Here is a 22,036-nt window from a genome sequence, read left to right on the forward strand (position 1 = left end):
GGCCGCGTCGGTTACTTCAGTACGAGCGAGGTCCACGACTTGACCCACTGGTCACGGTTGGCGGCGATCTTGGTCGGGGCCATGATCTCGGGGTCCTTCGCGGCGGGCCCGTACTCGGTGAACTCCTTGGGCACCGTCGCCCCCTCGATGACCGGGTAGACGAACATGTTCAGCGGCATGTCCTCCTGGAACTCCTTGCCGACCAGGAAGTCGATGAAGGCCTTGCCACCCTTGCTGTTCTTGGCGTTGCTGAGCAGTCCGGCGTACTCGATCTGCCGGAAGCAGGTCCCGTACGACACCCCGGTCGGCGCGGTCTTCGGCTTCGGGTCGGCGTAGATGACCTCGGCGGGCGGCGAGGAGGCGTACGAGACGACGAGCGGCCGGTCGGCCTTGGCCTTCTTGCCGCCGGCGGACCCGGAGAACTCCTCGTTGTACGCCTGCTCCCAGCCGTCGACGACCTTGACCCCGTTCGCCTTGAGCTTCTTCCAGTAGCCCTGCCATCCGTCGTTGCCGTACTTGGCGGCGGTGCCGAGCAGGAAGCCGAGGCCGGGCGAGGAGGTGGAGGCGTTCTCGGTGACGAGGAGGTTCTTGTACGCGGGCTTGATCAGGTCGTCGAAGGAGGCCGGCGGGGCCAGCTTGTGCTTGCTGAAGTAGGCCTTGTCGTAGTTGACGCAGATGTCGCCGGAGTCGATCGGCGTGACCCGGTGCTTGGTCTGGTCGACCCGGTACTGGGCCTTGATGCCGGCGGCGCCCTTGGCCTCGTACGACTGGAAGAGACCGTTGTCGAGCGCCCGCGAGAGCAGGGTGTTGTCGACGCCGAAGAAGACGTCGCCCTGCGGGTTGTCCTTGGTGAGGATGGCCTTGTTGACGGCCTGCCCGGCGTCGCCGTCCTTGAGGACGTGGACCTTGTAGCCGGACTGCTTCTCGAAGTCGGCGAGGACGCTCTTCGAGACGGCCCACGAGTCGTGACTGACGAGCGTGACGGTCTTGGAGTTCCCGGAGCCCTCGCTGCCGGACGACGACCCGCACGCGGACAGCGTGATCAGGCCGAGGCCGACCGCGGCGGCCACGAACGCCTTGGTGTGCATGTTGGTGTGCACTGAATTTCCTCCTGGCTGACCAGGAAGAGACGCGGCCCTGCCCGGGACCGCCGGAGGATTCCACCGGCTCCCGGGCAGGGCGCAACAGCTCGAGTGAAGACCGAACTTCCTACCCAGAATGACCTGGGCAAGGTTCAGAGGGTCTGCGGCCCGATTGCCGCACTCTCAGCGCTGTGGCGCTCCCCTGTCGGAATATGAAGATGTACGTACGGGCTCAGATTACCGCTCGGTGGCCGCGAGCTGACCGCAGGCCCCGTCGATCTCCTGACCACGGGTGTCCCGAACCGTCACCGGCACACCGTGCGCGGCGATGGCCTCGACGAACGCCTTCTCGTCCTCGGGCCGGGACGCCGTCCACTTCGACCCGGGCGTCGGGTTCAGCGGGATGAGGTTGACGTGCACGGGCTTGCCCTTGAGCAGCCGCCCGAGCCGGTCACCGCGCCAGGCCTGGTCGTTGATGTCGCGAATGAGGGCGTACTCGATGGACAGCCGGCGTCCGCTCTTCTCGACGTACTCGAACCCGGCGTCGAGAACCTCGCGCACCTTCCACCGCGTGTTCACGGGGACGAGGGTGTCACGCAGCTCGTCGTCGGGAGCGTGCAGCGAGATGGCGAGCCGGCACTTGAAGCCCTCGTCGGCGAACCGGTGGATCGCCGGGACGAGCCCGACGGTCGACACGGTGATGCCGCGCTGCGACAGCCCGAGCCCGTCCGGGGCAGGGTCGGTGAGCGCCCGAACAGCTCCGACGACCCGCTTGTAGTTGGCGAGCGGCTCACCCATCCCCATGAAGACGATGTTGGACAGCCGCGCCGGCCCGCCGGGCACCTCCCCGTCCCGCAGAGCCCGCATCCCGTCCACGATCTGATGCACGATCTCGGCGGTCGACAGATTCCGGTCGAGCCCCGCCTGCCCGGTCGCACAGAACGGGCAGTTCATCCCGCACCCCGCCTGCGAGCTGATGCACATGGTCACCCGGTCCGGGTAGCGCATCAGCACGGACTCGACGAGCGTGCCGTCGAAGAGCCGCCACAAGGTCTTCCTCGTCGTCCCCTGGTCGGTCGACAGATGCCGTACGACGGTCATCAGCTCGGGCAGCAGCGCGTCCTGCAACTTGCCGCGCGAACCGGCCGGGATGTCGGTCCACTCCGCCGGGTCGTGCGCGTACCGCGCGAAGTAGTGCTGCGAGAGCTGCTTGGCACGAAACGGCTTCTCGCCGATCTCGGCCACCGCTTCCTTGCGCTCGGCAGGGGTGAGATCGGCAAGGTGCCGCGGCGGCTTCTTGGCTCCGCGGGGGGCAACGAAAGTGAGTTCTCCGGGCTTAGGCATAGCCGTACCAGTGTCGCAGATCAAATGGTGTGACCAGGGGCGCGAGCCGTGCGTTGTGGTCGTTGACGGTCGTCTCTGGTCGTCGTGGGCCCTCCTCGGACGGCCCAGTGACGGCCCGAAGGCTCGCACCCTGCGGCTACGTCGATGCAGGTGGCTGGCCTAGCTCAGGTCCAGCACCACAAGTTGCTCACCATTGAGAGGATAGATCGCGACCTGCCCGTGCGGATCAAGCCGGAGCGGCGCACCGGCACCCAGAGCTTCGAACCCAAGTCGGCCGTACCAGCGAGCGAGGGCCGGTTTGTCGATGTCTACCTGGGCGTACAGGACGCCGTAGTCAGCGGCGCCGTACTCATCGACGAAAGCCCTCACCAGCGCCTCACCGATCCTGTCGCCCCGCCGCTGGGGAGCAACGGCGACGGCCTTGAGTTTCGCGATAGAGCGAGCTACGCCGGCCACCACCGGCCGTGGGGCCTCCGCCGCCTGTAACCGGCGCAAGAGACTGCCAGGCGGCAAGGCGAGGAGCGCACCGACGAGCTGAGCATCCTCTTCCGCTTCGGCGACTAGCGCCCGGCGTAGACCCGCTCCAGACGTGCCATAGGTACCCGCATCAATGTGCTGTGCCGCATAGTCGAGATCGTCATAGTCGGTGTCAATCGCCGAAAGCAGATCCAACACTCGCTGTCCCTCACCACGGCGCGCCTGCCTGATCGCAACCCCTTCGACCTCGCAGACGTACGCAGATCCCGACGCTTGCGCTTCAAGAGTGCTGCCCCGTCTACGGCGCGGCTTGTTCTTCTTAACCCTCCCCATGTGCAGCCACGGTAGGGCCTTCCACAACCCGACACCAGAGCGCCCAAGCCTGACGCATTAGGGGCCTCCAGACGACTGGCCACTGAACACATTTAGTTCGATTCGCTTGTTCGAGTGTCATGTCATGACCTTAAATGTACGATCTCTGATTCTGGCCATCAGATTCGAGGGGTGGGGACCCATGGTCGATGCAACAGGTGACTCGAAAAGCAAAGCAAGGCGCTCCACTCTGTACCGACTCATCGATACGGAGTCCACTGGCGCCGGACTTCGAGAAGCGCTCGCCGATTACTACGCGAGCCATGAGGACTTCACCGTCGAATCGACTGAAATCGATGGAGTTCCCGCCATAGCGATTTGGGGAATCGTAGGCAAGAAGGACCGGACAGACTGGAGTACCGCCTTCAAATCCCTTACAGGAAAAGATGCGAAAATATCAAACCGCGCCGCAGCCGGGGCCATCATGATAGGAGTATCCGGAGGGCCATATGCCCTAACCTTCGGCATGGGGCACCTACTCATCGACCCGTCTCGAATAGATCCCGGATTTGGACTTTCGTTCTCAATTCGATCCATTGAGCCGAAGCTTATTCGACAGGTGACACGCAACATTCTTGACAGTCGAGCGAGAGTGGACCGTAGCACCGTACCTGGAGGACAGTCGATTCGAGGGTTCGGGATCGAGTCCTATGGAGAAATCGTCAGTCGACTCGCGGGTACCCTCGAAAAAGCGTCAATGACTTTCAATAGGGAAAAACCAAAGAAGGTCGGCATAGCCGCCGCCGACTCTCTAAAAATACCACTGGGCGTAAAGCCTGCGGACCTCATCGGAGACCTACACGAGATAACGAGAATCACCCAAACTTCTTCACCCGTTCCCGAGTTGGGATTTATTGACCAGATTCGATCGCTCAAATCGAGCAATAAGCAGGTCAGCAAACTCGAAACCAAACTGTCGCAAGCGCTGAGCTCCGCAGACCGAGGACCCTTGGCTTTGACCCTCCCCGCAGAGTGCGAAGAGCATGAACATGCGACGAATTCGTATCGCATCAAGATTGCCTCGGAGCGCTTCGAGGTTCTCGAAGAGCTGAACATCGCAGATGTTTTGGAACGTGTTGAATCCCTTCCTCTTGGTGAGCGGATGGACGCCCTGCGATCTGGCTACATTCAGATGTGCTCTGACGCTGATGGTCGAGACAAGGTCAGTAGACAAATCAAGGCACACAAGTGGCTAGCGTTTGAGGCAGGACTAGACGCCGGACACTACTTTTATCACCAAGGGCGCTGGTTCGAGGTGGGGGACAACTATCTCGACTTCCTTCAGAGTCGACTGGATGAGGTGTTTGCCCGCCCAGCATCAATTCGGCTACCTAAGTGGGACAGCCGCTGGGCAGAGGAAGAGGACTATAATCGGGAGGCCGCAAAAGCCATCCCCGGTGGCGCCGTCTGCCTCGACCGGAAGAAGATCCACACGAAACAACACCCCTACGGAATCGAGGCCTGCGACATAATCGGACCGAACAATGAATTGATACACGTCAAGAGAGCTTCCAGCTCCGCCCCACTAAGTCATCTATTTGCCCAAGGGTGGACATCTATTGAAGCACTTAGAGCTGACCGAGAAGCAAGAGTCAAACTTCTAGCTCGCATCAGGCAGCGGAGCAACACTCACGCTTTCGATCCAAGCGTGAAGCCGAAAAAGCTAATCTACGGCATTGCCATCAAGGATGACGCAACGGTCTCCAGGGGAAACCTGTTCACCTTTTCCCAGGTGGCACTCATGAGAGCCATTAACGCGCTGGAAAACGCTGATGTCGATGTGGAGGTCATCCCCATCGCTCAATAAGGGCAGGGCCACTCTGCCGAGTAAGGAGCGGCCCAGGGCTCGCACAGGAAGAGACCCGGACACTTCGTCCGGGTCTCTTCCTGTGCGAGCCCTCATGCTCGTACGGCCCTGTAGAGCCCGTGAGGCCGACTACCGCGCCCCACTGCCAGCTCTGTACCGTGAAACCGGCCCCTCACAAGCAGTAGGAGGCAGCACGCAATGCGTGGTCTCGGAGATCACCTCAGCATCGGCGAGCGGATCGCGTTCTACCGCAAGCGTCGCGGCTACACGCAAGAGGTCTTGGCCGGCCTGGTCGGCCGAAGCACCGACTGGTTGGCGAAGATCGAAACGGGGCGCCGGAAGCCGCCGCGTATCGACATGCTTGCCGAGCTGTCACGCATCCTGCGCGTACCCCTCGGGGACTTGCTCGGTCAGACCGTGCTCGTGGAGGACGAGAGGCAGCAGGACGACGTTCCGGCCGTGCGCGACGCGCTCATGAGCCCGCGGCGCCTGTCGCGCTTGCTCTTCGGTCCCGAGGCTGAGGTACAGCTTCCGACCCCCGCCCCCGTAGCCGTGCGTGTGGAGCAAGCATGGAACGACTACCAGGGAGGGCGACTCGGCAGCGTCATTGCGGCCCTTCCGACGCTTCTGCAGACAGCTCAAGAACTGGAAGAGCGAGCGGCGCGTCGCGGCGACGATCGTAGCGACTGCTGGGCCGTGTCGGCTCGCACACACCACCTCGCAGCGACGACGCTCGCAAAAATCGGTGAGTCAGACATCTCATGGCTTGCTGCCGAGCGCGCGATGCGGGCCGCTGACGAGTCGGACGACCCGCTCGTACTAGCATCTGCCGCGCGTTCCGGCACGCACGCGCTACTGGCCAACGGCCGGTATGACGAAGCACTGGAACTGGGCAACACGGCCGCCGCATGGCTGTCGTCGCGGGTCACCGAGAATGACCCGGCAGCGCTGAGCCTGCTGGGCATGATCCACCTTCGCGCCTCTGTGGCGGCAGCTCGTCACCAGGACCGACCCACCGCGACGGGCTTGCTGGACCGAGCCGAGGAACTCGCGGACGACCTCGGGTCGGATGAGAACTACTGGCAGACCGGCTTTGGACCCACGAACGTGCTGCTTCACCGTCTGTCCGTTGAGCTAGACCTCGACAACGTGTCGTACGTGGTGGAACACGGGCGGATCAACGTCGACCACATGCCGCAGGAGCGCAGCGTCTCGCACCGAATCGACTACGCGCGCGCCCTGTCGCTCGTCGGGCAAGGTGATGAGGCGTTCACGGAGCTGCGTACGGCTGAGCGCACGTCGCCGCAGCTCGTACGCAACAATCCCAGGGTGCGCGAGACGCTGCGGGACCTGATCAAACAGTCCCCCGTCACCGGTGGCTCGCGCTCATCCGAAGTGTTCGTGATGGCTCAGCGGTGCAGGGCGGTGCAGTGAGTTCAGGCAGTCGTGGAGTGCTCGGGGTCGTCGGGTCTGCGGCCGGAGGCGTAGAGGTACTGCGCGCCGGTCTCGTAGAGCCCGCGATGGATCGCGGATGGCAGGTGGCTGTCACGCTCACGCCGACCGCGGGTCAGTGGCTACGGCTCAGCGGCGAAGTCGAGCGGCTGGAGAAACTGACCGGCCTGCCCGTCCGCGATGAGCCACGGTTGCCCGGCGACACCCGGCCGCACCCGCCGGTTGACTGCTACGTTGTCGCCCCCGCGTCGGCCAACATGGTCGCCAAGCTCGCGACCGGCCTAATGGACAACCAGGCTCTGACGCAGGTGGGCGAGGCCATCGGCACCGTCGGTCTGCCGGTCGTCGTCTTCCCTCGGGTGAACGCGGCACACGCTCGCCATCCGGCGTGGCAGCACCACATCGACACCCTCCGGGCTGGGGGCGTGCACATCGTCTACGGGCCAGATGTGTGGCCGCTGTACGAGCCTCGGGAAGCGCCGGCAGGGCGTGCACTTCCATGGTCCGCCGTACTGGACATGGTGGATGAGGCAACCCAATGACGAATCGTCAACCCGCCTGACCTGCAAGGAAAGAGGACCCGGACAGTCTGTCCGGGTCCTCTGCCGTTCCCGGCCACATGCTCATTGGCATGTCAGGGATCAATGAGCAAAGCGGCGAGTTGGAAGGCATGACTCGTACTGAACTCGCTTTGATCAAAGCGAGTTTGAGCGAGGCGCGCGCCAAGGTCGAAGGACTGCTGAGGCGCGCGGACGGACTCACGGCGAGGGTGGAGTCTCGCTGCCAACAAGCTGCTCAAGGCGGTCAAGCCGCTCGCCAAGTAGGTGCAGGGCGTCATGAATCGTGCTGAGTTCCGCGGCGAGGGCGCTGAACGCTGGGCTGCTGCCCGGCTCGGTACCGAGGGGCACAGAAGGATCGCGAACGAATGTCCCGCGGCCCTGCTGAGTAAGAACCAGCCCCTCGTCACGGAGCTGACCGAACGCACTCTGAACAGTCATGAGCTGCACGCCAAGTTCCTTGGCGAGCTTGCGAGCGGCTGGGAGTTGATCGCCCGGCTCGTACTCGCGATCGGGGCCCGTGATCTTCTCGCGGAACTCCGCCGCGATCTCCTTGGCCGTAGGCGTCTGCTTGGGCGCTTCGGGGCTCTGGTCCATGGCATCGAGAGTAGCCGGACCTAGGTCAATCTCTGATCCTTCGGCGAACACTCTTGACAGTCAGATTGACCTAGGTCAATCTGAACTCACGCCGGAACGGGCGCCCGGAAGGGCTTCACCTCTGTGCCGGTGCACGACAACTCCACAGCGTGATCCACCGCAGATGCGACGGCCGTGACGACTCCGGCCGAGGCGAGTGGAGACCAGTCGGTCACCTCCCGTCAGGGACACGCGCCGACTCAAAAGAACGGATCTGCCCAAGGGCAACGACGCCGCGCGAAGAGACCGAGATGCGATTCCTCGGAAGAGCGGGACTGAGGCACAGATCCATATCGCGTACGACGGGCCGTCACCTCCCGCAAAAGGCGTCCAACGCGGCTCAGGTCCGCGCACCTCTTGACCTAGACCGCTCCGCTGCACCTCGTGCGGCGGCCGGCTGCCTCCTCCGCTCGTCTCGCACGAGCGGGGTTGAGGGGAGCTGCGACAGGTCGTTCAGTGCTCCACTGCCCCGCCGCACTCGCGGCTCGGGGCTCTCCGGGCGGTCGCCTCTCGCCAAGGACCGCGACCGCCCCAGCATCCCTTCGATGTCAGGAGAACTGCCATGCGTACGTACATCGGCCGCCAACAGGCCATCTCTGCCGAGGACTTCGCGGAACTGGCACTCGGCACCCCGGTTGAGCTGTGGCTCGGGGTCGAGGGCGAGACGGACGAAGAGCGCGCGGCCCGCGAGGACGCGGCGCGCGACATCCTCGCCGACAACCCCGACCTTCCCGACGACCTGATCCGCATCGCCGCGCGGGTCATCGAGGAGAACCCGGATCTGTTCGACGTCATCCCCCTGGTCCGTCCCGCCCGCCGTCGCACGGCGCGCAAGGGGGTTGCGGCATGACCACTGCCCCCGCCCCCGAGGCGCCCACATCCGGGGTGCCGCCGCTGACCCGTCCTGAGATGGGGCTCGCCGGAGTCGGCGCGCTCGCCGCGGCCGGAGTCGGCGCGCTCGGTCTGATCTCCTCGTTCGACGCCGTGTCCGCTGCCGCGCTGCGCTGGGGATTCACCTCACCGTGGATGCTGCCGGTCGGTATCGACGTGGCCATCCCGGTGTTCACCGTCGCCAACCTGCTGTTGATCCGCATGGATATGGCGCTTGCCTGGGTGCGGTTCGTGCCCTGGGCGCTCACCCTGGTCACTTGCGGTTTGAACATCGCCGCAGGACAGGGCATATGGGCGAAGGTTGCGCACGGCACGATGCCGCTGCTGTGGGTGGTGTTCTCCGAGATCGGCGCGCACATCTACGCCGTCCGCATCGGCGCCGCCACCGGCCGACGGATGGAGAAGATCCGGTTCTCCCGCTGGCTGCTCGCCTTCCCCTCCACCTTCGCGCTGTGGCGCCGCATGACGCTGTGGGAGGTCACCTCCTACACGGAGGCGCTGACGCGGGAGAAGGAACGGCAGTTGGCCCGCGCGGACCTGCGCGAGCGCTACGGCCGTCGGTGGCGCTCGAAGACCCCGCGGCGCGAGCGCGTGATGCTGCGCATGGGCGAACTCGCCCCCGATGCCGTGCCGGTCGCACCCGAACCGCAGGCCCCGGAACCGCAGCGTGAGGCGCCCAAGCCTGCGCGCACGCGAGCGGCCAAGAACAAGGCCACCGCACAGCAGCGCACCCCGGCCGAACTGCTTGCCGAGGCACGTACGGTCACGGCCGACTGGACGGACGCCGCGGTCAACGCCGAGGCATTGCGCAAGGTTCTGCGCTGCGGTTCCGCTCCGGCCCGGCTGGTCCGTGACGCCCTGCTCGCTGAGCGGGCCGACAGGCGCGCCCTGCACTCCGTAGAGGCCCCCGACGCCGCATTGACCGGCGAAGGGGTGGCCGCCTGATGGCCGCCTACGGCAAGTGCTTCGACCCATCCGGCGCCCGGTTCGGAGTCCCCACCTTTCCATGGCGGTTCGCCCCGCATGGCTACGCCACTCGTCGGCAGCTGCGGGCCCGCGGGTTACGGCCCGGCGGTCAACCGGTCGCCGCACAGGTGATGCGCCGCCACCGGGGCCGCAAGGCGGGAGTGCAGGTCGCCTACCTCTACCGCATCGACCTGGCCAAGCCCGTCCGGCCGATGACCTCCCGCAGGTGCGGTGCGCTCGCGCTGGCGATGCTCGCCCGCCGCACCTGCCCCAAGTGCCAGGTCATCTACGACTACTGCCTGCCGACCTCGCTCGGCATGTGCGTGCTGTGCGCCTACCCCGACACCACCACCCCCGCCAACACGAACGCCAACCCTGCGTCCATGAGGAGGGATTGACCATGGCCAAGCCCAACACGAACCGCCTGGACCGCGAGATCCGGCAGACGGAACGCAAGCTCGAAGCGGTCCGTAAGGAAGAGATGTGGCCGCTCACCGGCCAGGAGCGGCGGGCGGTGCTGAGGGCGCTCGCCGGAGGCTCGTACAAGGTCGTCCGAGGCAAGAGCACCGGCCGCGCGGAACGGAAGCTGGAGACGCTGTGGCAGTCGGTGCAGTCCCGACTCACCGCGGAGCTGACCGCGTTGCAGACGGAGCGGCAGCGGATCGTCAACGAGGCCGCCACCGCCAAGGCTGCAAAGAAGTCCTCGGGGTGGTGGTGACCATGCCCGGCAAGGACACGCCTCCTGGCGAGTGCCCGCAGTGCTGGCAGCACGCCCACGACCGGAGCATCCACCGCAGGCTTCGCCCCCGCGAGGACTGCCGGCCGTGCCTGGACCACATGCACAACGGCTGCCCGTACCTCGTGCCCAAGAGGAAGTCGAGTTGGTGGTGAACCTGAAACGGATCACCCGTCTCTTCCGCGGCTCGGGTGGCTCACTCGGTCGGCCGCTGCCCGCCGACTCCGCGCGGGTCATCTGCCTGTCCGGCAGCAAGTTCGGCGTGCACGGCGTGATCCCGGCGTCCTACGCCCGCTTCACGGTCAGCCGTCGCCGGGCGTGGGGGCACGACGTCCGCGCCTATCCGACCACCGGCCGTGACGGCACCCCGTTGACGGTCGTCTACACCCGCGTTGCCTATGCCGACGACCCCGGCCTTGACGTCCTGGTCACGGTCTTCGAGTTCCCCAAGGGCAGCGCGCTCCCGTTTGGCATGTAACCCAACGGGCCCGACCGCTCATCGCCTACAGCGTTCGGTCGCGCTACGTGACCTACCAGATGTCCAGGAATTCCCAGACGGCTTCCGCGATGCGGTTCTTGCGGCGGTGTTCCTTGCTGCAGTAACGCCGCTTTCGCCAGCGGCTTTCTGGTTGCTGCACCGGCTTGCCGCACCACTCGCACGGCCGCGTCTTGACCTCAGATTTCCCCATGCCACCCCCCGTAGCACTGCCGTGCGGGGTCCGTCCGCCCACCTCCTACAGCGACGGCCGGACCCCGCCCTGCCTCCCATTGGAAGGAACCTTCAGTGAAGCACCCCGACGACGACAACGAACTCTTCAACCGGCTCGAAGCTGAGATGACGGCCGACGAAATCCATGTCGTCGACAACGGCCGCGACCTCGACGCGTTCCGCGACCTCGACTCCCGCGTGGTCGACCTCGACAAGGCCCGATCCGCCCGCACCGGGTCGCCCGCCCCGACCCCCGATCCGCTGCCCGACTCCCGCCCGACCGAGTCGGCCGAGTCGGCCGACCCGGATGATGAGGAGTCTGCCGACTCGGTCGCCCGACCGGTCGACCGGCCCGACCTCCCCTTGCCGGGTATCACCACCTACAAGCGTCGGCCGATCGTGCCGACGTGGCTGACCTCGAAGCCGGGGTTCGTGGCGACCGCCCAGCGGGCGAGTGGCAACGCCTTCTACGCCACCGCCTTCCATGGCATCCGGACCCCCTGGTACGCCCTCCAGCTCACCCTCAACTCGCCGCGCGGTGCGGCCCGTTTCGTGCGGGACACCAACCGGTGGGTGTGGGACGCGGAGGGTGCTCCGCTGCGCGAGTACGAGGTGCGCAGGGAGAACACCGCCGAGTACCTGAAGCTGTCGCGGCAGCGGGACGGGCGCGTACGGCTGCGCGTGCTGGTCACCACGGTGGCGCTCGTCTTCGGCGCCGCGTTCGCGCTGACCATCTACGTGCTCGCCCCGGGATGGCTGGGGGTGCTGGCATCGGCCGCGGTGCTGGTCGCCGGGTTCTGGGGTGCCCCGCAGGACCATCCCGTGATCGGGCCCGCGGTCCTGAAGACCGAGATCCAGAAGCTCACCGGGCCGATCGTGCTGCGCGCCCTGGACAACATCGGCAACCCGAAGCTGACGGCCGCCATCAAGAAGGGCGGCGACATGAACGGGATGCGCTTCACCTCCGAGATCACCCGCGATGGCCCCGGCTACCGCGCCGACTTGGACCTTCCCTGGGGGGTGACCCCGGAGGACATCATGGAGGCCCGCAAGCCGCTGGCGTCCGGGCTGCGCCGCAAGGTCGGCTGCGTGTGGCCCTCAGCCGACCCAACCGAGCACGAAGGTCGGCTGATCCTGTGGGTGGGCGACAAGCCCATGAACGAGACCACCAAGCCCGCCTGGCCGCTGCTGAAGTCGGGCACCGTGGACCTGTTCAAGCCGGTCGTGTTCGGCAACGACCAGCGCATGGCCGACGTGGCCGTGACCCTCATGTTCGCGAGCGTGGTCGTCGGCTCCATCCCGCGCATGGGCAAGACGTTCCTGATGCGGCTGTTCCTGCTCATCGCCGCCCTTGACCCGCGCGCGGCGCTGTACGCGTTCGACTTCAAGGGCACCGGCGACTTCGGCGCCCTGGAGCCGGTCTGCCACCGCTACCGGGCCGGAGACGAGGACGAAGACATCCTCTACGTCCTCCAAGCGCTGCGGGAGCTGCGGGCGGAACTGCGCCGTAGGGCGAAGGTCATCAAGTCCCTGCCGCGCTCGCGCTGCCCGGAATCCAAAGTGACCCCGGAGCTGGCCAACGACAAGTCCCTCGGTCTGCACCCGATCGTCGCCGGATTCGACGAGTGCCAAGTCCCCTTCGAGCACGAGAAGTACGGCGCGGAAATCGAAGAGATCGCCACCGACCTGGGCAAACGCGGCCCCGCCCTGGGCATGGTGACCCTGTTCGGCACGCAGCGCCCGGACGCCAAGTCGCTGCCCACCGGCATCTCAGCCAACGCCGTGCTGCGGTTTTGCCTGAAGGTGATGGGGCAGCCCGCCAACGACATGGTGCTGGGCACGTCGATGTACAAGGCCGGATACCGGGCCACCATGTTCTCCCGCTCCGACCGCGGGATTTGCTGGATGGCCGGTGAGGGCGACGACCCCCGCATCGTCGCGAGCGCGTTCGTCGACGCGGTCGGCGCCGAGCAGGTCGTCGCCCGCGCTCGCAAGATGCGCGAGGCGTACGGCAACATCACCGGCCACGCCATCGGCCAGGAACCCGAGAGCGGTGAGGCCGCCTTCGACCTGCTCGCCGACATCCTCAAGGTCGTGCCGGCCGATGAGGACAAGGTGTGGAACGAGAAAGTGGCCGCCCGCCTAGCCACCCTGCGGCCGGAGGTCTACGGCGGCTGGAAGGCCGAGACGGTGACCACGAACCTGCGCCCGCACGGCATCACGGCACAGGACGTGTGGGGCACCACCGACAAGGGCAAGGGCACCACCCGCCGCGGCATCGCCCGCGCCGACATCACCACCGCCATCACCCAGCGTGATGGAAAGCGGTCCGGGGACTGACCGCGCACGGGTGCTAGGTCTAGCAGCCTCCGCTGCTAGACCTAGCACCCCCGCTAGCACCCCAAACCGGCTCTGATCAGCAACCTCGCACCTAGCACCCGACCTGCGAGAACGCCGGAAACCCCGCCTGGAAGGCACCCCATGACCCTCCTTCTCCTTGCTAGCGCCTGCCTACTCGCCGTCACTCTCGGTTACGTGAGTCTGTGCAGGGCGAGCCCGTACGGCGACTGCCGCAAGTGCCGCGGCTTCGGCTTCGCGATGAAGACCGACCGCAAGGGCCGCCTCAAGCGCGGCAAGCCGTGCCGCCGATGCAAGGGCCTCGGCAAGCGCATACGCGTCGGCCGCCACCTCTACAACCTCTGGCTGCACGTCTACCGCCACGGCAGCGACACCCCCGCCAAGACACCTCCTGCGAAGGGATAACCCGATGGCCGTCACCGTCTCCCTGGTCGCCCTGTTCGGCCTGGTCCTGTTCTTCCTGCTCCGCTCCAACACCCTCGGCTACGGCTCCGCGTTCGTCGCCGTGATGTTCGGCTTCTACCTCGCCTCCACCGGCGCCTCCGGCCCCGTCACGGAGCTGACCGCTGCCGTCGTCGACGCCCTCGGCAAGATCTAGGAGAGCAGTCATGAACGAACCCATCGTGGCCCGGCACTGGCTGGCCATCGCCGCCCCCAAGGCCGCACCCGCCATCGCCACCACGACCGTGCTCGCGCTGGCCCGGATCTGGAACGCCAACGGCGCCGAACACTCCGTCGGCAACGCCGCGTTGATGACCGTCCTGTCCGCTGGGGCCGCCGCCGCGGGCGTGGCCGCAGGCAACAGCACCGGAGACTCCGTGCTTGCGGGGACCGCGTTCGCCGCCTCCGGCGCGCTCGCCTTCGCCGGGGTGGCCGGATACGCCGACGGGCTGCCGCTCCCGCTGCTGTTGTGGTCGCTGGCCACCGCTGGCGCTTACGGGCTCGCCGCCCGCTACTGGCGCAAAGACCGCCGCGAGACGGTGGCGTACGAGCGGCAGACGAGCGAGCGGCGCGAGGAGTACGCCCACGTCGAACGCGTCGAAACCCTCCGCGCCACCACACAGATCGAGGTGGCCCGCACCGGCGCCGCCTACGCGGAACAGCTCGCCGCCGCGCTCGTCACCCGCGCCACGCTGCCTGGCTTCGACCCGGCCGCGCTGGAGCGCGCGGGCCTGCCCGAACTCCCCACCGCTGAGAGGAAGTCCCTATGAGCTTCGAGATCCGCGTCATCTGCGCACCGGCCGACATGGTGCGCATCTCCACAGCACTGGGCAAGGCTTTCCAGACCGGCCTCTTCCGCAGCGTCCCCGCCCGGGACGGGCAGAGCAAGCGGCTGTACGTCACCGCCGACCACCGGCCCGAGCCGGAACCGAGGCTGACGCCGGAAGAGGCATACGCGCTCGCCCCGAGCATCATCAGCGAAATCGGCTGGACCGCCCGCACTCTGGCCAACTCGCCGTGCTTGACGGAGCTGGAGCGGGACTTCTACCTGCGCAAGGCGGCCCTACTGGACCGCATCGCGCTCCTGGACGAAGCCGAGGGCATGTCCGGCGACGCGAGCGAGACTGCCGACGCGGCAGCCCTGCGCCTGCTCGACATGGACAAGGTCGGCCCCGTGGCGGCCGACGCCATCAACGACCCGCGCGGCTACGTCCGCCAGGAATACGCCCGCTGGGTCAAGGACCAGTAGCTGTGGCTGGGGCGGTCGCCTCTCGCCAAAGACCGCGACCGCCCCGGTTCTCCGTCCCTTCGAAAGAACAGGAGACATCCAGCATGACACCTGACCGCAAGGCCCCGCGCCCACGGGCAACGACCCATCTGGACGATGACCACCTGCGCACCGCGCTGTACCTGGCCACCGCCGGAGTGCCGGTGCTGCCGCTGCGGGACGGGAAGGTGCCGTTCGGTAACTGCCGTGTGTGCGCCAAGAACGCGTGCGGCGGGCGGCCGAATATGAAGCGCGCGGGCGCCTGCCGCTGCCCCGCTCCCTGCCACGCGTGGGCCGCTGCCACCACCGACCGGAAAGTCGTCATTTCCCCTCTGTGGGTGGCGGCATGGGGGCGGGCCGTCTGCGTCGGCTACCACCCCGGAGGGGCGAGGTTGACCGTGGTCGACCTCGACAACGTGGCGGCCGTCGCCTGGGCTCGCGAGACCCTGCCCGCCACCCGCACGGTGCCGACGACGCGCGGTGAGCACTGGATCTACCGGGGCGTTATGGGGTCGCACAACGCGGTCCGGGCGGGCGTCGACATCAAGTCCCTGATGTCGTACGCCCGTTGGCTCGGTCCGGGCGCCGGCCGCATGGCCGATCTGCCGGCGGCCGTCCGCGCCCTGGTGGTGAAGGAAGAGACCACCCCCGCCCGCGGGGAGGTGGTCTCTTCCCTCCCCGAGCGCGCCACGTGGGACCGGACGGTGGCCACCGGATGCCGTCACACCGAGGGCTACGTCCGCACCGGCCTGGAACGGGGCCTCACCCTCGTGCGCTCCCGCGTCGAATCCGGCGCCGGATCACAGGCGTTCGGCGTGGCCCGCTTCCTCGCCGCACAGCACACCGCCTGCCCCGGCCCGTGCGGACTGGACGTGATCGGGGAAGAGATCGTGGCCGCGGCCGTCTCGGTCGGTGTCCCCGAGACCTACGCCCGCCGAGCGGTCACCAACGGGCTCAGCGCGGCCGAGCGGAGCGCCGCATGACCTATAACCCCTTCAATCCTCTGAAACAGCCTCAGAACGCCACACGGGCCGCACCGAGGGCCACCGTAGGCGACCGAAAGGACGTCGCCGAAGGCGTCCGCATTCTCCTGGGTTCTGACCCGCGTTCCGGCGATGCCACCGAAGGGAGGGCAGCCTCATGACCGCACAGCCTGTGGACGGCACCGACCTGTGGGCCGGACTGCCCACCCTCGACGAACCGCCCGCACCCGTGTGGGAGGACCCGGTCCCCCTCGCCGGACCCCGCAAGCTCGTCCCCTTCCCCGCTGCCTCCCTTCCGGGGTGGCTGCGGGAGTTCGTGGCCGCGGTCGCCGAGGAGACACAGACCCCCGTCGACCTCGCCGGATGCATCGCCCTGTCCGTGCTCGCCACCGCGGCCGGCGGCCGGTCGGTGGTGCAGGTGCGCGGGCACTGGCGTGAGCCCACCAACCTCTACGTCGTCGTCTCGCTGCCGCCCGCCAACCGCAAATCCGCCGTGTTCGGCCTGCTCACCGACCCGCTGTACGAGGCGGAACAGCAACTGCGCACGCTGACCCAACCGGCCATCGTGGAAGCCGAGATGACCGCCCGCCTCGCCAAGGAAGCTGCCGACAAGGCCACCGCCAAAGCAGCATCCGCGGGCGCGGACGAGCGAGACGAGATGGTGACCACCGCGATCGCGCTGGCGCAGACCGCGGACAGCGTCCGTGTGCCGGCCAAACCGCAGTTGCTCGCCGACGACACCACCGCCGAGACCGTCACCTCCCGCATGGCCGAGCAGGGCGGCCGGATCTCCGTCATGTCCGCCGAGGGCGACATCTTCGACATCATCGCCGGACGCTACTCCGGCAAGCCCAACATGGGCGTCTTCCTCAAAGGCCACGCCGGAGACCGCCTCAAGGTCGACCGGCAGACCCGAGAGGAATACATCGAACACCCCGCCCTCACCATGGGGTTGTGCGTCCAACCGCAAGTCTTGGACGACATCGGGCGGCAGGAGGGGTTCAAGGGCCGCGGCTTGCTCGGCAGGTTCCTCTACTCGGTTCCCGAGTCGCTGGTCGGCAGCCGCAAGATTGAACCCGACCCCATCCCCGAGCAGGTGATGCAGACCTACCGGCGCCACATCCTCGACCTGACGCTGTTCCTCGCCGAGTGGACCGACCCCGCTCTCATCCAGCTCACCCCCGAGGCGGTCGCCACCCTCACCGCCTTTCAGGCACGGGTGGAACCGATGCTGGAAGCACGCGGCGGCATCATGGGCCAGATCGGCGATTGGGGCGGCAAGTTGGTCGGCGCCACCGCCCGGATGGCCGCCCTGCTCCACCTCGCCGAACACCTCACCAAAGGCCACACGGTGCCCGTGGCGGAAGCGACCATGAGCGCCGCGATCGCGCTGGCCGAGTACTTCATCAGCCACAGCCTCGCCGCGTTCGACTCGATGGGCGCCGACCGCATCGCGGAACGGGCCCGCACTGTGTTGGAGGCCCTGCGTAGCCACGGGTGGCGCGAGGTCAGCAAGCGGGACCTGATGGTCAAGCTCTCCCGCTCCGAGTTCCGCACCGCCAACGACCTCGATCCGGTGCTGGCCCTGTTGGAAGACCACGGATACGTGCGAGCCCAAGCCGTGCATCGGACCGGAGGACGCGGCCGGCCGCCCTCCCCCCGCTACCTGGTCCACCCCCGCCTGACCGACCCGACCGCCTGACCCCCGCCACAGAAACCACAGAATCACAGAAATACCCCCGCAAGCCACTGACCAGCACAGACAGCCGCGCCAGGGGCTCGCGGAGCGCTGCCACAGAAACGAACCGAGAAGCCACAGAAATAACCCGGCACCGGCCGCACCGGTCCGGCCGCTTATTTCTGTGGAGCTTTCCGCGATTTCTGTGGCAGCCCGCACCATGCGGCATCGTCGCAGGTCAGGACCGCAATCCAGGGTTTCTGTGTATTTCGTGGTTTCTGTGGCGGCACCCCGCCTGGAGACGCCATGGCCGCACCGCCCGCAACTGACCCCCGCACAACTCTCCGGTCCGGCCTCCCGGACCGCTACCTCACGCCGGAAGACCTCGTGACGCTGTTCGCCCTGGAGAGCGTCGAAACCGTCTACGCATGGCGCCGGAAGCGCACCGGCCCGCCTGGAATCCGCATAGGCAAGCACCTTCGCTATGACCCCGCCGCCGTCTACCGCTGGGTCCAGGAGCAAGCCGACGACGACTGACACCACCGAGCACACCCAACCCCAAAGTGGGGAGCCGCAGCGCGGCTCCCCGCTTTCGCACTCACGAAGGGGGTCGCGCCTCAATGGCAGGCCACATCCAAGACCGCTGGTACAAGATCGAGACCAACGCCGACGGCAAGCCCGTCAAAGTGAAGACGGACCGCTACGGCAGGGGCTCGCGCTATCGCGCCCGGTACATCGGACCGGACGGCACCGAGAAGTCCAAGAGCTTCCCCGACGGACAGAAGCGCCTTGCCGAAAAGTGGCTGTCCCAGATCGAAGCCGACATGGCGCGCGGGCAGTACATCGACCCACGCGCCGCCCGGATCACCTTCAAGAGCTACGCCGAGAAGTGGCTCAAGGCCCACAGCGCGGATCTGTCCAGCCAGATCGTCACCGAACAGCGGTTGCGCCTGCACGCGTTTCCCGTCGTCGGCACCCGACCACTGGACTCGTTCCGCCCCGAGCAAATCCGTGAGCTCGTAAGTGCGTTGGAGATGGATCCTGCCGTGAGCGGCGGGTACGCGCGCAACATCTACGGCGACGTTCGAGCCGTGCTGAGTGCGGCCGTGGACGACGGGCTGTTGCCCCGGAACCCGTGCTCCGCGAAGTCCGTCCGCCCGCCGGCGACCGAACGGCGGCGCGTTATGCCGTGGCTGCCTGCGCAGGTGCAAGCGGTCCGCGCAGCACTCCCGGAGCGATACCAAACCATGGTGGACGTCGGCGCGGGGTGCGGACTCCGGCAAGGCGAGATCGTCGGACTCGCTGACGACGCACTGGACTTCGAGGGAGGCATCCTGCATGTGGTCCGACAGGTGAAGCTCATCCGAGGAAAGGCCGTGTTCGCCCCGCCGAAGTGCAACAAGGAGCGGGACGTACCGCTCCCGTCGTCGGTAGCCGAGGCCATCCGCGCCCACATGGACGCCTGCAAGCCGGTTGAGATCACGCTGCCATGGCGAAAGCCGGACGGCCCGAAGATGACGGCCCGCCTCCTGTTCACGAACACCGCGAGCGGAATCGTGTGGCGCAGCAACTTCAACATCCAGGAGTGGAAGCCCGCACTCGCGGCGGCTGGCCTCATCGCAGATGCCGGGGAGGACGGCAAGTACGAGTCCGCGCGCGAGCACGGCATGCACGCGCTGAGGCACTTCTACGCGTCAGTTCTTCTGGACGCCGGAGAGAGCATCAAGGCCGTCAGCCAGTACCTCGGACACTCCGACCCTGGCCTGACCCTGCGGGTGTACGCGCACCTGATGCCGAGCAGTCAGGAGAGGACCCAGCAAGCCATAGACACCGCGCTGGCAACGGTGGTCAAAAAAGGCAAGTCACCACAGGGGCGACAGCCCTAACATTCCGTCATGGGGATAACCAGAACATGCGGATGGTGCGGCGTCCGCTGCAACATGACGATGCATCACAAGCCAGTCGACATCACAAGCGGAGGCTGGGGCGGGGGGCTCGTGCACATGGCGTTCCAGTGCGACGGCTGCGGGCGCCTCAGTCTCGCTACCGGCAAACGTCAGTCTCTCCCCCAGGAGACCCGCCTTCTGGTGGACGCCGCTCCATCCTGGTTGCCCCTCTACCGCGACAGCCGCTCATTCCCTGACGTGCCAGAGATCATCGGCGAGATGGCTGCAGAAGCCCACACCTGCCGGGGGATCGGCGCCAATCGAGCCGCTGTGTCCCTCGCTCGCGCGGTCGTCGAGGCGACCGCGAAGGCAAAAGGCATCACCACAGGATCCCTGCAGAAGAAGATCGACGCTTTGTTCGATGAGCGGTTTATTCGCGAGCACGTCCGAGACGCTGCTCATGAAGTGCGGTTCGGAGGAAACGAAGTAGCTCATGGTGATCTCGTCAGCGAGCCAATGGACGCAGCCACCGCTAGCGAGATCCTTGGCCTGATGGATGAGATCTTGGAAGAGGTGTTCCAGTCCCCCGCGCGAGTAGCCCGACGCAAGCAGCAGCGACTCGAACGCGAACAGCGTCAGAAGGAAGGCTCTGACCAGTCGGAGGAAGAGGACCAGCCGATCCTCAACGCCTCAGCAGAAATCATTGAGATCCAGTACAGCGACGAACCGCCGTTCTGATCAGCCACACGGCCCAGAGACGGCCCAGCAACCCGAAACAGGCCCTCTACCCACACCAAACGCGCAGGTAGGGGGCCTTTTCACGTCTGCTGACTGCCAGTTCTCCGGGCTTAGGCATAGCCGTACCAGTGTCGCAGATCGCCCGCACCCATCGACCCGCCTGTCAGGATTCCTTGACACCGACCGATCTGTCAGGCAATCCTGACAGCATGAACGCTGAGGAATCGCCGGCCGCCGACTTGATCGGACAGGTCACCGGCCAGGTAACCAGCAAGGACCCTGCCGTCGGGCTGCAGGCCGTCGTCGCGCTGCGGCGACTTCTGGAGGAGCTGGAGCGCCTCCACGTGGACAACGCCCGCGACCAGCGCTGGACCTGGCAGAGCATCGCGTCGGCGCTGCAGGTCAGTCGGCAGTCCGTCCATGAGAAGCACGCGACCCGCCGCAAGACGACCGGCAAGGAGAAGTGACCTGTTCGACCGATTCACCGAGCTCGCCAAGCGGGCTGTCGTGGCCGCCCAGGACGCCGCCCTGTCCATGCGGCACGATTTCATCGGCACCGAGCACCTGCTGCTCGGCCTGATCCAGACGGCGGGCCCCGCGAGCGAGGCACTCCGCGCGCATGGGGTGGAGCCGGCGCGGGCACGCGAGACAACCGTGCGGCTGCTGACGGAGGCCGGCGTGGCCGCGACCGGCGGGCAGGAGGCCAAGGACGCCCTGGCCTCGATCGGCATCGACGTCGCCGAGATCCAGCGGCGGGCCGACGACGCGTTCGGCCCCGGGGCCTTCCGCTTCCCGCGACCCCCTTTCACGCCCCGCGCCAAGAGGGCCCTGGGTCTCGCCCTGGGCGAGGCGAACGCACTGGCGCACGAGCACATCGACACCGGGCATCTCCTGCTCGGTCTGCTCGACGAAGACGAAGGGATGGCCCTTCAGGTACTGCGCGCACTGGACCAGGACACGGCCGCCCTGCGGCAGGCGGTCCTCGACCGGATGGCCATGGTGTAAGCCCGCTCCGCCCTGCAGACGTGACGGCCGACGGGGACCGCCCCATGGCCGCCGGCCGCCGACGCCACATCACCACCAGGCCGCAGAGACTAGGCGGCCGTGTGCTCCAGCTTGTCCTTGAGCAGCTGCTCGTTGCGCGGCAGTTCCTTGCGCACCTGGGGGCGGACGACGAGGGGCAGCAGGACCTTGCCGATGCCGTGGCCCTCGAAGTCGAGGTCCATCGTCAGGTGGGAGCGGCGACCGTCGTCGAGCGGGGTGATCCTGCCGTGGACGTTGCCCCGGACGGGACCGTCGATGCCACGCATGCCCCAGGCGTGCGGCGGGTCGTACTCGGTGAACTCCATGGTCATCGGCATGTCACGGCTGCCGACGTGCCGGGTGATCCGCAGCCGGGAGCCGACGCCCAACGGGCCCTCGTCGAGCTGCTCGGCGGAGACCGCGCTCAGCTGCCATTCCGGCATGTGAGAGGGATCGATGACAAACGCCCAGACGTCCTCGGGGGTGCGGTCGACGTCGATCTCTTCATGGAAGGCGGACATGACGCCCTCCTTTCAGGGAGATCCCCTTTGAGGGCTTACACCGGAATCGTCCCACTCGGTCGACGGCGACGCCATCGACCGAGTGGGACTTCCGGAGCGTTGGGCCGGAGCC

Annotated in this window: 27 protein-coding genes and 1 riboswitch; of the genes, 21 read left to right on the plus strand and 6 right to left on the minus strand. The window is 66.9% G+C overall.

The genetic code is table 11. The annotated features are described in order from the left end of the window. Positions 1-11: 11 nt before the first annotated feature. The 3 genes from OG303_RS15980 to OG303_RS15990 form a co-directional block, all read right to left on the minus strand. Positions 12-1,088 (minus strand): thiamine ABC transporter substrate binding subunit, encoded by a 1,077-nt coding sequence (locus tag OG303_RS15980; RefSeq protein WP_405877295.1) that lies wholly within the window; start codon positions 1,086-1,088, stop codon positions 12-14. A 100-nt stretch (positions 1,089-1,188) separates the two neighbouring features. Next, positions 1,189-1,296: riboswitch (TPP riboswitch) on the minus strand. Between the two features lie 23 nt (positions 1,297-1,319). Then, positions 1,320-2,426 (minus strand): 23S rRNA (adenine(2503)-C(2))-methyltransferase RlmN, encoded by a 1,107-nt coding sequence (rlmN, locus tag OG303_RS15985; RefSeq protein ID WP_405869057.1) that lies wholly within the window; start codon positions 2,424-2,426, stop codon positions 1,320-1,322. Positions 2,427-2,585: 159 nt separating this feature from the next. Next, entirely contained in the window at positions 2,586-3,101 is a 516-nt protein-coding gene (locus OG303_RS15990) for a GNAT family N-acetyltransferase (RefSeq protein WP_405869058.1), read from the minus strand. A gap of 316 nt (positions 3,102-3,417) precedes the next feature. Here OG303_RS15990 and OG303_RS15995 point away from each other — a divergent pair, with 316 nt between their 5' ends. From OG303_RS15995 to OG303_RS16005, 3 genes are all read left to right on the plus strand, one after another. Next, positions 3,418-5,082: a DUF6119 family protein gene (locus OG303_RS15995; protein ID WP_405869059.1), complete on the plus strand. Its 1,665-nt coding sequence runs from the start codon at positions 3,418-3,420 to the stop codon at positions 5,080-5,082. A gap of 198 nt (positions 5,083-5,280) precedes the next feature. Continuing rightward, positions 5,281-6,516 (plus strand): helix-turn-helix domain-containing protein, encoded by a 1,236-nt coding sequence (locus OG303_RS16000; RefSeq protein WP_405869060.1) that lies wholly within the window; start codon positions 5,281-5,283, stop codon positions 6,514-6,516. Between the two features lie 17 nt (positions 6,517-6,533). Next, positions 6,534-7,076: a flavoprotein gene (locus tag OG303_RS16005; RefSeq protein ID WP_405869061.1), complete on the plus strand. Its 543-nt coding sequence runs from the start codon at positions 6,534-6,536 to the stop codon at positions 7,074-7,076. A 216-nt stretch (positions 7,077-7,292) separates the two neighbouring features. Here OG303_RS16005 and OG303_RS16010 read toward each other — a convergent pair whose 3' ends face one another. Further along, on the minus strand, positions 7,293-7,688 hold the full coding sequence (locus tag OG303_RS16010; RefSeq protein WP_405869062.1) for a GntR family transcriptional regulator: 396 nt from the start codon (positions 7,686-7,688) through the stop codon (positions 7,293-7,295). Positions 7,689-8,289: 601 nt separating this feature from the next. Between OG303_RS16010 and OG303_RS16015 the strand changes: the two genes are divergently transcribed. Genes OG303_RS16015 through OG303_RS16040 form a run of 6 tightly spaced genes read left to right on the plus strand, consistent with a single transcriptional unit; the run spans position 8,290 to position 10,798 of the window. Then, positions 8,290-8,577, plus strand: a complete 288-nt coding sequence (locus OG303_RS16015; protein ID WP_405869063.1) for a hypothetical protein — start codon at positions 8,290-8,292, stop codon at positions 8,575-8,577. Next, positions 8,574-9,563, plus strand: coding sequence for a DUF2637 domain-containing protein (locus OG303_RS16020; protein WP_405869064.1), 990 nt, complete (start codon positions 8,574-8,576; stop codon positions 9,561-9,563). Before OG303_RS16015 ends, OG303_RS16020 begins: the two co-directional genes overlap by 4 nt. Then, entirely contained in the window at positions 9,560-9,982 is a 423-nt protein-coding gene (locus tag OG303_RS16025; RefSeq protein ID WP_405877297.1) for an RRQRL motif-containing zinc-binding protein, read from the plus strand. The genes OG303_RS16020 and OG303_RS16025 overlap by 4 nt, the downstream gene beginning before the upstream one ends. A gap of 2 nt (positions 9,983-9,984) precedes the next feature. After that, a complete protein-coding gene (locus OG303_RS16030; protein WP_405869065.1) occupies positions 9,985-10,302 on the plus strand; it encodes a hypothetical protein in 318 nt (105 codons plus the stop codon). Between the two features lie 2 nt (positions 10,303-10,304). Then, entirely contained in the window at positions 10,305-10,475 is a 171-nt protein-coding gene (locus OG303_RS16035; protein ID WP_405869066.1) for a pRL2-8, read from the plus strand. After that, positions 10,469-10,798 (plus strand): hypothetical protein, encoded by a 330-nt coding sequence (locus tag OG303_RS16040; protein ID WP_405869067.1) that lies wholly within the window; start codon positions 10,469-10,471, stop codon positions 10,796-10,798. The genes OG303_RS16035 and OG303_RS16040 overlap by 7 nt, the downstream gene beginning before the upstream one ends. Before the next feature lie 52 nt (positions 10,799-10,850). On the opposite strand, the gene OG303_RS16045 is transcribed toward OG303_RS16040, so the two are convergent. Next, the gene (locus OG303_RS16045) at positions 10,851-11,009 is read right to left on the minus strand and encodes a hypothetical protein (RefSeq protein WP_405869068.1); all 159 of its coding nucleotides are present in this window, start codon (positions 11,007-11,009) and stop codon (positions 10,851-10,853) included. 95 nt (positions 11,010-11,104) lie between these two features. Between OG303_RS16045 and OG303_RS16050 the strand changes: the two genes are divergently transcribed. From OG303_RS16050 to OG303_RS16105, 12 genes are all read left to right on the plus strand, one after another. Beyond that, a complete protein-coding gene (locus tag OG303_RS16050) occupies positions 11,105-13,369 on the plus strand; it encodes a cell division protein FtsK (RefSeq protein WP_405869069.1) in 2,265 nt (754 codons plus the stop codon). A 195-nt stretch (positions 13,370-13,564) separates the two neighbouring features. Continuing rightward, positions 13,565-13,792, plus strand: coding sequence for a hypothetical protein (locus OG303_RS16055; protein WP_405869070.1), 228 nt, complete (start codon positions 13,565-13,567; stop codon positions 13,790-13,792). A gap of 4 nt (positions 13,793-13,796) precedes the next feature. Further along, positions 13,797-13,985, plus strand: a complete 189-nt coding sequence (locus OG303_RS16060) for a hypothetical protein (RefSeq protein WP_266436046.1) — start codon at positions 13,797-13,799, stop codon at positions 13,983-13,985. Positions 13,986-13,995: 10 nt separating this feature from the next. Further along, positions 13,996-14,598: a hypothetical protein gene (locus OG303_RS16065; protein ID WP_405869071.1), complete on the plus strand. Its 603-nt coding sequence runs from the start codon at positions 13,996-13,998 to the stop codon at positions 14,596-14,598. Then, on the plus strand, positions 14,595-15,077 hold the full coding sequence (locus tag OG303_RS16070) for a hypothetical protein (RefSeq protein ID WP_405869072.1): 483 nt from the start codon (positions 14,595-14,597) through the stop codon (positions 15,075-15,077). Before OG303_RS16065 ends, OG303_RS16070 begins: the two co-directional genes overlap by 4 nt. Before the next feature lie 83 nt (positions 15,078-15,160). Continuing rightward, entirely contained in the window at positions 15,161-16,078 is a 918-nt protein-coding gene (locus tag OG303_RS16075) for a bifunctional DNA primase/polymerase (protein ID WP_405869073.1), read from the plus strand. Between the two features lie 157 nt (positions 16,079-16,235). Next, the gene (locus tag OG303_RS16080) at positions 16,236-17,780 is read left to right on the plus strand and encodes a YfjI family protein (RefSeq protein WP_405869074.1); all 1,545 of its coding nucleotides are present in this window, start codon (positions 16,236-16,238) and stop codon (positions 17,778-17,780) included. A gap of 282 nt (positions 17,781-18,062) precedes the next feature. Then, a complete protein-coding gene (locus tag OG303_RS16085) occupies positions 18,063-18,293 on the plus strand; it encodes a helix-turn-helix transcriptional regulator (protein ID WP_405869075.1) in 231 nt (76 codons plus the stop codon). 83 nt (positions 18,294-18,376) lie between these two features. Then, complete coding sequence (locus OG303_RS16090) at positions 18,377-19,642, plus strand: tyrosine-type recombinase/integrase (RefSeq protein WP_405869076.1); 1,266 nt, start codon at positions 18,377-18,379, stop codon at positions 19,640-19,642. A 258-nt stretch (positions 19,643-19,900) separates the two neighbouring features. After that, the gene (locus OG303_RS16095; protein ID WP_405869077.1) at positions 19,901-20,380 is read left to right on the plus strand and encodes a DUF4145 domain-containing protein; all 480 of its coding nucleotides are present in this window, start codon (positions 19,901-19,903) and stop codon (positions 20,378-20,380) included. Positions 20,381-20,589: 209 nt separating this feature from the next. Continuing rightward, positions 20,590-20,847, plus strand: coding sequence for a hypothetical protein (locus OG303_RS16100; protein ID WP_405869078.1), 258 nt, complete (start codon positions 20,590-20,592; stop codon positions 20,845-20,847). Positions 20,848-20,887: 40 nt separating this feature from the next. Next, positions 20,888-21,385: a Clp protease N-terminal domain-containing protein gene (locus tag OG303_RS16105; protein ID WP_405869079.1), complete on the plus strand. Its 498-nt coding sequence runs from the start codon at positions 20,888-20,890 to the stop codon at positions 21,383-21,385. Between the two features lie 89 nt (positions 21,386-21,474). Here OG303_RS16105 and OG303_RS16110 read toward each other — a convergent pair whose 3' ends face one another. After that, positions 21,475-21,924, minus strand: a complete 450-nt coding sequence (locus OG303_RS16110) for an SRPBCC family protein (RefSeq protein WP_405869080.1) — start codon at positions 21,922-21,924, stop codon at positions 21,475-21,477. Between the last annotated feature and the right edge of the window lie 112 nt (positions 21,925-22,036).

This window comes from Streptomyces sp. NBC_00005, assembly GCF_045160215.1.
In the GTDB taxonomy this organism is placed as follows: domain Bacteria; phylum Actinomycetota; class Actinomycetes; order Streptomycetales; family Streptomycetaceae; genus Streptomyces.

Bases quoted from the DNA above. Each gene is read 5' to 3' on its own strand.
- OG303_RS16110 (WP_405869080.1), bottom strand. From the start codon at position 21,924: ATGTCCGCCTTCCATGAAGAGATCGACGTCGACCGCACCCCCGAGGAC.
- OG303_RS16045 (WP_405869068.1), bottom strand. From the start codon at position 11,009: ATGGGGAAATCTGAGGTCAAGACGCGGCCGTGCGAGTGGTGCGGCAAG.
- OG303_RS15995 (WP_405869059.1), top strand. From the start codon at position 3,418: ATGGTCGATGCAACAGGTGACTCGAAAAGCAAAGCAAGGCGCTCCACT.
- OG303_RS16090 (WP_405869076.1), top strand. From the start codon at position 18,377: ATGGCAGGCCACATCCAAGACCGCTGGTACAAGATCGAGACCAACGCC.
- OG303_RS16020 (WP_405869064.1), top strand. From the start codon at position 8,574: ATGACCACTGCCCCCGCCCCCGAGGCGCCCACATCCGGGGTGCCGCCG.
- OG303_RS16080 (WP_405869074.1), top strand. From the start codon at position 16,236: ATGACCGCACAGCCTGTGGACGGCACCGACCTGTGGGCCGGACTGCCC.
- OG303_RS16075 (WP_405869073.1), top strand. From the start codon at position 15,161: ATGACACCTGACCGCAAGGCCCCGCGCCCACGGGCAACGACCCATCTG.
- OG303_RS16035 (WP_405869066.1), top strand. From the start codon at position 10,305: ATGCCCGGCAAGGACACGCCTCCTGGCGAGTGCCCGCAGTGCTGGCAG.
- OG303_RS16030 (WP_405869065.1), top strand. From the start codon at position 9,985: ATGGCCAAGCCCAACACGAACCGCCTGGACCGCGAGATCCGGCAGACG.
- OG303_RS16070 (WP_405869072.1), top strand. From the start codon at position 14,595: ATGAGCTTCGAGATCCGCGTCATCTGCGCACCGGCCGACATGGTGCGC.
- OG303_RS15980 (WP_405877295.1), bottom strand. From the start codon at position 1,088: ATGCACACCAAGGCGTTCGTGGCCGCCGCGGTCGGCCTCGGCCTGATC.
- rlmN (WP_405869057.1), bottom strand. From the start codon at position 2,426: ATGCCTAAGCCCGGAGAACTCACTTTCGTTGCCCCCCGCGGAGCCAAG.
- OG303_RS16000 (WP_405869060.1), top strand. From the start codon at position 5,281: ATGCGTGGTCTCGGAGATCACCTCAGCATCGGCGAGCGGATCGCGTTC.
- OG303_RS16085 (WP_405869075.1), top strand. From the start codon at position 18,063: ATGGCCGCACCGCCCGCAACTGACCCCCGCACAACTCTCCGGTCCGGC.
- OG303_RS16100 (WP_405869078.1), top strand. From the start codon at position 20,590: ATGAACGCTGAGGAATCGCCGGCCGCCGACTTGATCGGACAGGTCACC.
- OG303_RS16010 (WP_405869062.1), bottom strand. From the start codon at position 7,688: ATGGACCAGAGCCCCGAAGCGCCCAAGCAGACGCCTACGGCCAAGGAG.
- OG303_RS16060 (WP_266436046.1), top strand. From the start codon at position 13,797: ATGGCCGTCACCGTCTCCCTGGTCGCCCTGTTCGGCCTGGTCCTGTTC.
- OG303_RS16015 (WP_405869063.1), top strand. From the start codon at position 8,290: ATGCGTACGTACATCGGCCGCCAACAGGCCATCTCTGCCGAGGACTTC.
- OG303_RS16065 (WP_405869071.1), top strand. From the start codon at position 13,996: ATGAACGAACCCATCGTGGCCCGGCACTGGCTGGCCATCGCCGCCCCC.